The sequence below is a fragment of the Polaromonas sp. P1_E1_2 genome (genome assembly GCF_056406035.1).
Window position 1 is genome coordinate 1 of the sequence record NZ_JBFUAZ010000246.1, and the last position, 5746, is coordinate 5746.

Annotated in this window: 6 protein-coding genes; all 6 read left to right on the plus strand. The window is 67.5% G+C overall.

The window, feature by feature from the left end:
- Positions 1-335, plus strand: a 335-nt coding sequence (locus AC1D1P_RS12655; protein ID WP_477673223.1) for an ABC transporter permease, incomplete at its 5' end; no start/stop codon positions are given.
- Positions 336-344: 9 nt separating this feature from the next.
- Positions 345-1256 (plus strand): ABC transporter permease, encoded by a 912-nt coding sequence (locus tag AC1D1P_RS12660; RefSeq protein WP_477673224.1) that lies wholly within the window; start codon positions 345-347, stop codon positions 1254-1256.
- A gap of 12 nt (positions 1257-1268) precedes the next feature.
- Positions 1269-2255, plus strand: coding sequence for an ABC transporter ATP-binding protein (locus AC1D1P_RS12665; RefSeq protein ID WP_477673225.1), 987 nt, complete (start codon positions 1269-1271; stop codon positions 2253-2255).
- Positions 2252-3112, plus strand: a complete 861-nt coding sequence (locus tag AC1D1P_RS12670; RefSeq protein ID WP_477673226.1) for an ATP-binding cassette domain-containing protein — start codon at positions 2252-2254, stop codon at positions 3110-3112. Before AC1D1P_RS12665 ends, AC1D1P_RS12670 begins: the two co-directional genes overlap by 4 nt.
- A 55-nt stretch (positions 3113-3167) precedes the next feature.
- Positions 3168-4571, plus strand: coding sequence for a M20 family metallopeptidase (locus AC1D1P_RS12675; protein ID WP_477673227.1), 1404 nt, complete (start codon positions 3168-3170; stop codon positions 4569-4571).
- A partial coding sequence (locus AC1D1P_RS12680; RefSeq protein ID WP_477673228.1) for a M20/M25/M40 family metallo-hydrolase occupies positions 4568-5746 on the plus strand: 1179 nt, incomplete at its 3' end. The genes AC1D1P_RS12675 and AC1D1P_RS12680, both read left to right, overlap by 4 nt.

Below are 5746 nucleotides of genomic sequence, written 5' to 3' on the forward strand. Positions count from 1 at the left end.
TGCTGGACGTGCTGGGCGCGGACTACATCCGCACTGCGCGCGCCAAGGGCCTGAGCCCGGCGCGTGTGGTGTTCAAGCACGCCTTGCGCAACGCCATCATTCCGGTTGTCGCCCTGGCGGCTGTGGAGCTCGGCTTCATGCTGGGCGGCTCGGTGGTCATTGAGTCGGTCTATTCCATGCAGGGCCTGGGCCAGCTCGCCTGGGACTCCATTTCGCGCAACGACTACCCCGTGGTGCAGGCCGTGGTGCTGATCATCGCCGTGTTCTACATCGGGCTGACCTTTCTGGCCGATGTCTTCAACGCCGCGCTCGACCCCCGCATGCGCACACGCTAGGACATCACCATGAACGCTCCTTCCCTGACCGTTTCCGCCGCGCCGGCGCTGCCGCTGCCACCCATTCCCGCGTGGCGGCGCAGCCTGCGGCGTGTGCTGGGCCACCGCGGCATGACGCTGGGCAGCATCCTGCTGGGCCTGGCCGTGGTGGCCGCCCTGTTCGCGCCCTGGCTCAGCCCGCATGACCCGTATGCGCAGGACGTGACCCAGCGCCTGATCCCGCCGTTCTGGCACGACAAGGGCAGCTGGGAACACGTCTTCGGCACCGACAAGCTCGGCCGCGATTACCTGAGCCGCCTTTTGTACGGCGCCCGCGTATCGCTGGGCATCGGGCTGGTCGCGGCGCTGGTGTCCGGGCTGATCGGCACCACCATGGGCGTGCTGGCGGGCTATTTCGGCGGCCGCACCGACGCCGTGGTCAGCTACATCATCACCACCCGGCTGGCCATGCCGGTGGTGCTGGTGGCACTGGCAACCGCTTCCCTCATCGGCGGTTCACTGCAGGTGGTCATCATCCTGCTGGGCCTGTTGCTGTGGGACCGCTTTGCCATCGTCACGCGCTCGGCCACGCAGCAGCTGCGCGACGCCGAATTCATCTCCGCCGCCAAGGCGCTCGGCGCGTCCACGCCCTACATCCTGGTGCGCGAACTGCTGCCCAACCTGATGGGCCCGCTGACCGTGGTGGCCACGCTCGAGATGGCGCACGCGATCCTGCTGGAGTCCACCCTCTCCTTCCTGGGCCTGGGCGTGCAGCCGCCCACGCCCTCATGGGGGCTGATGGTGGCCGAAGGCAAGGCCTACATGTTCTTCCAGCCCTGGGTGATCCTGGTGCCCGGCGTGGTGCTGGCCCTGCTGGTGCTGGCCATCAACCTGGTGGGTGACGGCCTGCGTGACCTGACCGCGCCCGACGGCCGCAACTGAAAGGGAACCTCCATGGAAATTTTGCTGGACGTGAAAAACCTGCGCGTCGACCTGCCGACACCGGGCGGCATGCTGCACGCCGTGCGTGGCATCGACTTCCAGGTGCGGCGCGGTGAAATGCTGTGCCTGGTCGGCGAGTCCGGCTGCGGCAAGTCGATGACGTCGCTTGCACTGATGGGCCTGCTGCCGCGCAAGGCGGTGCGCACCGCCGACCACATCCGCTTCGGTGGTGTGGACCTGCAGGGCCTGCCCGAGCGGGAAATGTCCGCGCTGCGCGGCTCGCGCATGGCGATGATTTTCCAGGAGCCGATGACGGCGCTGAACCCGTCGTACACGCTGGGCGACCAGCTGTGCGAGGCGCTGCGCGCGCACCGCAAGGTCAGCATGGCCCAGGCGCGTGAGCGTGCGCTGTACCTGCTCGAACGCGCGGGCGTTCCGCAGGCCGCCGACCGTTTGCGGCAGTACCCGCACCAGCTCTCGGGCGGCCTGCGCCAGCGCGTGGTGATTGCCATGGCCCTGATGTGCGAGCCGGACCTGATCATTGCCGACGAGCCCACCACCGCGCTGGACGTCACCATCCAGGCGCAGATCCTTAGGCTGATCCGTGAGCTGCAAAAGGAGTTCGGCACCGCGGTGGTCTTCATCACCCACGACCTGGGCGTGGTGGCGCGCATCGCCGACCGCGTGGCCGTGATGTATGCGGGCGAGGTGGTGGAAACCGCGCCGGTGGCCGAGCTGTTCGCCCACCCCGCCCATCCCTACACCCGCGGGTTGCTCAACTGCATTCCGGTACGCGGCAAAACCCTGCCCGGCAGCCGCCTGCAGGCCATCCCGGGCGTGGTGCCCAGCCTCGTGGGCAAGGTGGAGGGCTGTGCCTTTGCCAACCGCTGCAGCCAGGTACAGGCAGGCTGCGCTGCCACCCCGCCCTATGTGGCGCTGGACGCGGAGCATGCCGTGCGCTGCGTCGCGGCTTCACCCTTGCTGGCGGAGGCCGCATGAACCCCACCACCCCTTTGGCAACGCCCCCGGGCGGCAGCGAAGACATTGCGCTGGAGCTGTGCGMGCTCAGCCGCGTCTTCAAACTCAAGCGCGGGCTGTTCACAGCGCCCGGTGAAATCAGGGCGGTAAATAACGTCTCGCTGCGCATCCGCAAGGGCGAAACCCTGGGCCTGGTCGGGGAGTCCGGCTGCGGCAAAAGCACCCTGGCCAAAATGCTGCTGGGCTTGCTGCCGCCCACCTCGGGCAATGTGCTGGTCAACGGCAAGGAAGTCGACAGCAGCCAGCGCCGCGCCCTGGCGCGCCACATCCAGCCCATCTTCCAGGACCCGTATTCGTCGCTGAACCCGCGCCGCACGGTGGCAGAGATCGTTCGTGTACCGCTGGCCCTGCACAAGGTGGGCACTGCGCAGGAACAGCAGCGCAAGGTGCGCGAGATGCTCGACCTGGTCGGCATGCCCGAGCGCACGCACAGCCAGTACCCCAACCAGCTTTCGGGCGGGCAGCGCCAGCGCGTGGCGATTGCGCGGGCGCTGGTGCTGCGACCCGACATCCTGATCTGCGACGAACCGACATCGGCGCTTGACGTGTCGGTGCAGGCGCAGATCCTCAACCTGCTGATGGACCTGAAGGCCGAGTTCGGGCTGACCTATTTCTTCATCAGCCACGACCTGGGCGTGGTCGAACACCTGGTGGACCGCGTGGCCGTGATGCACCGCGGCGCCATCGTCGAGCTGGGCACGCGCGAGCAGGTCTTTGCCCGGCCCGAGCACCCCTACACCCGCATGCTGCTGGCCTCTGCCCTCACGCCCGAGCCCGGGCTGGGTGTGCCGGACATTGCCGCCGAAGCCATCGGCTGACGTTTTACCTCTCCATTTCAACCGCGCAATTTCCCTTCAATTTCAAGGACCTCTCATGAGCCGTACCCAAGCCGTGGCCCAGACCCTCGCCTGTTTCGACGACGGGCGTTTCCAGCAAACGCTGGACCGCCGCGTTGCCTACAAAACCGAAAGCCAGGACGCCGCCAGCGGCCCCATCCTGCACGCCTACCTGCAGAACGAAATCACGCCCAAGCTCACGGAGCTGGGCTTTGCCTGCCGCATCGTCGACAACCCGGTGCCGGGCAAAAGCCCTTTCCTGCTGGCCGAGCGCATCGAGCCCGGCGCCGCTTTCACCGTGCTGACCTACGGCCACGGCGACGTGGTGCGCGGCTACGACGCCCAGTGGCGCGAAGGCCTGAGCCCCTGGAAGATCGTGGTGGACGGCAACCGCTGGTACGGCCGCGGCACCGCCGACAACAAGGGGCAGCACACCATCAACCTGACCGCGCTCGAGCAGGTGCTGGCCGTGCGCAGCGGGCGCCTGGGCTACAACGTGAAAATCATCCTGGAAATGGGTGAAGAAGACGGCTCGCCCGGCCTGAACGAAGTGTGTGCCCTGCACCGCGATGTGCTGGCGGCCGACCTGTTCCTCGCCTCCGACGGCCCGCGCGTGTCGGCTTCGCGCGCCACGCTGTTTCTCGGCTCGCGCGGCGTCTTCAACTTCGACCTGCACCTCAAGCTGCGCGACGGCGGCCACCATTCGGGCAACTGGGGCGGCCTTTTGCGCAACCCCGGCATCCGCCTGGCCCATGCGATTGCCAGCCTGGTGGACGCCCGCGGCCGCATCCTGGTGCCCGGCCTGCTGCCCACCGCCATTCCGGCCAGCGTGCGTACCGCGCTGCAGGACATCGAGGTCGGCGGCGGCCCGAACGACCCGGAGATCGATCCCGACTGGGGTGAGCCCGGCCTCTCGCCGGCAGAGCGCGTGATCGGCTGGAACAGCCTGGAGGTGCTGGCCTTCACCACCGGCAACCCGGCCATGCCGGTGCACGCCATTCCGGCCGAGGCGCGCGCGCACTGCCACATGCGTTATGTGGTGGGCAGCGACCCGGCGAATTTTCTGGCGCACATCCGCGAGCACCTGCTGGCCCACGGCTTTGACGATGTGGAAGTGCGCGGCACCGACATGACCATGGCCGCCACCCGCCTGGACCCCGACAACGCCTGGGTGCGCTGGGGCATGGCTTCCATCGAACGCAGCACCGGCCGCCGCCCAGCCCTGCTGCCCAACCTCGGCGGCTCGCTGCCGAACGACGTGTTTTCTGAAACGCTGGGCCTGCCCACGCTGTGGGTGCCGCATTCCTACCCCGCTTGCTCCCAGCACGCGCCGAACGAACACATCCTGGTGGACACCACCCGCGAGTCGCTGCAGATCATGGCCGGCATGTTCTGGGACCTGGCCGAAGAAGGCGCCGGCGTGATGCAGGAATGCGCATGAGTACCGCGATGAATGCCGTGACGAACGACGTACAAGTGCCAGGCTGCGCCGCCACCGAATGGCTGGCCGGCCAGCGCCCCGCCATGCAGGCGGCCCTGGCCACGCTGGTCGACATCGACTCCAGCAGCCACGACAAGCCGGGCACCGACCGCGTGGCCCAGGCCATGGCGGGCTGGCTGCAAACCGCGGGCATCAGCGCCGAACACCGCGGTGATGTCGCCGAGGGCGACGTGCTGCTGGCCCGCCTGCCTGGCGCGCAAGCCGCGGCAGCGCCGGTGGTGTTGATGGGCCACCGCGACACCGTGTTCCCCACCGGCACCGTGGCCCAGCGGCCCTGGCGCGTGGACGGCGAGCGCGGCTACGGCCCCGGCGTGTCCGACATGAAGTCCGGCCTGGTGCTGCAATGCTTTGTGATGATGGCGCTGCAAAAGCTGCCGCCGCTGCCCTTCCCGGTGCTGGGCCTTTTCACGGCCGACGAAGAAATCGGCTCGCAAAACGGCCGCATCGCCATCGAAACCCATGCGCGCGGTGCACGGGCAGTTTTCAACTCAGAACCCGGCCGCGTCAGTGGCAACCTGGTCACCGAGCGCAAGGGTGTAGCTGTTGGTCCCATCACTCGTGATGTTGCCGGCCGCATCATGCACCACGGTGGCGACGCCGGTGCTGTCCTGCGTCTGGTTCAGCCGGTTGCTGGTGCTGGCAATGGTGTTGGGGTAGCTCGTGCCGCCAACGACTTTGGCCGTGCGGTTGCCCGTGGCGTCATAGCTGTACTGGATCGCACTGCTGCCCAAGGTGGCGCTGATCAGTCGGTTCAGGTTGTCATAACCAAAGCTCTGGTCCAGTGCGGGCACCGGGACTCCGTTGCTGGTGTGGGTGTAGCCGGTGATGCGTCCCGCTGTGTCACGAAGAATGGTTCGGCGAATCCCAGTTGTTGTTGGATCACCCAGGTTGTACGCGCTGATCTGGCCGTTGGCGTCGTAAGCAATCGCCTGGGTCTTGCTGCTGGCCCAGCTCCAGCCGGTCAGTTTGCTTTCAGCGTTGGTGGTGATGCCCGCTATCAGCGGCAGGGTTGTTCCGCTGGTGCCCACGCCGTTGGCATTCGGCGGATTGACCGTGACAGCGTTGACCACGCCTTGGGCGTCGTAGCTGTAGTTGACTCGGCTCCGCTGGTTAGG

Excerpts from the sequence above, each read along its gene's own strand:
- AC1D1P_RS12660 (WP_477673224.1), top strand. The coding sequence starts at position 345 with ATGAACGCTCCTTCCCTGACCGTTTCCGCCGCGCCGGCGCTGCCGCTG.
- AC1D1P_RS12665 (WP_477673225.1), top strand. The coding sequence starts at position 1,269 with ATGGAAATTTTGCTGGACGTGAAAAACCTGCGCGTCGACCTGCCGACA.
- AC1D1P_RS12675 (WP_477673227.1), top strand. The coding sequence starts at position 3,168 with ATGAGCCGTACCCAAGCCGTGGCCCAGACCCTCGCCTGTTTCGACGAC.